Annotated in this window: 1 protein-coding gene; it reads left to right on the forward strand. The window is 42.4% G+C overall.

Translation table 11 applies throughout. From position 1 onward, the window contains the following. Positions 1-225: 225 nt before the first annotated feature. A complete protein-coding gene (locus Q8W26_RS17805) occupies positions 226-1011 on the forward strand; it encodes a site-specific integrase (RefSeq protein WP_305473881.1) in 786 nt (261 codons plus the stop codon). Positions 1012-1037 lie beyond the last annotated feature (26 nt).

The raw sequence follows: 1037 nt of genomic DNA on the forward strand, positions 1-1037 counted from the left end.
AACGGCACTCATGCCGTGGAATGTGCAGCTCGATTACACGTCAGGCTAGGCACAACGGGTTAGTTGCGCGTTTACAACTCGAAGGTAGCAGCCACAAAGTGGGCAAGAGAAACGGTTCATAAGGTTGAAAAGAACCTTTCCAACGAGCCTTTTGATTTAATCGATTGTACGCTAGACAAGCTTATATCCCTTTATATTGATCGAAAGCAAAAATCGGAAAGACCAATGGGAAGAACAGCAGTGTATACATTAAGGCAAATTCAGCAGCAGTCGATAGCTCAGCTTCTTGTTACTCGGATCAGTTCTGCCGATATTGTTGATTTCTGTTTAGAACGACAAAAGAATGCATCAAGACCATCCCCTCAAACCCTAGCTGTCGATATAAGCTGTCTTCGTAAAGTAATGCGTGTAGCTAAATCTATGTTTAATGTCAACGTCGATGACCGAAGTGTTATTGCAGCCTATCCTGCCTTACATGATTTAAAACTTATTGCTCGATCATCGAGAAGAGAAAGAAGATTACAGGGCGATGAACTCCAACAGTTACTAACGGCACTCAAAAAGAAGGAATCACATCACGCATGCATCATGCCCTACCATGATATTTTTTTAATATCACTACTTACTTGTTGCCGAGTTGGTGAGGTATGTAATTTAAGGTGGAATGACATCAATGAAGCACAGCGCACCATTACAGTGAGAGATAGAAAGAGCCCTAATGGCTCAATGGGTAATCACTCGGTTTTACCTCTACTCGGTGAGTCACTAGAAATACTGTTGCGGCAACCCAAAATGAATGAGCGAATATTTCCTTTCAAATCAAGGTCAATCACTGCTGGATTTCGAGCGACAAGAAGAAGGTTAGGTATATCAGATCTACGTTATCACGACCTTAGGCGCGAGGGAGCAAGCCGCCTGATCGAATTAGGGCTGTCAGTAGAAGAAACAGCAAGAATAACAGTAAGCGGTCAATTAACCCCACCTACCAATGCTAATGGGCTTTTAGAATAATAACCTCACTATTTATCCACTTGAGA

This window comes from Psychrobium sp. 1_MG-2023, assembly GCF_030689115.1.
Lineage (GTDB): Bacteria > Pseudomonadota > Gammaproteobacteria > Enterobacterales > Psychrobiaceae > Psychrobium.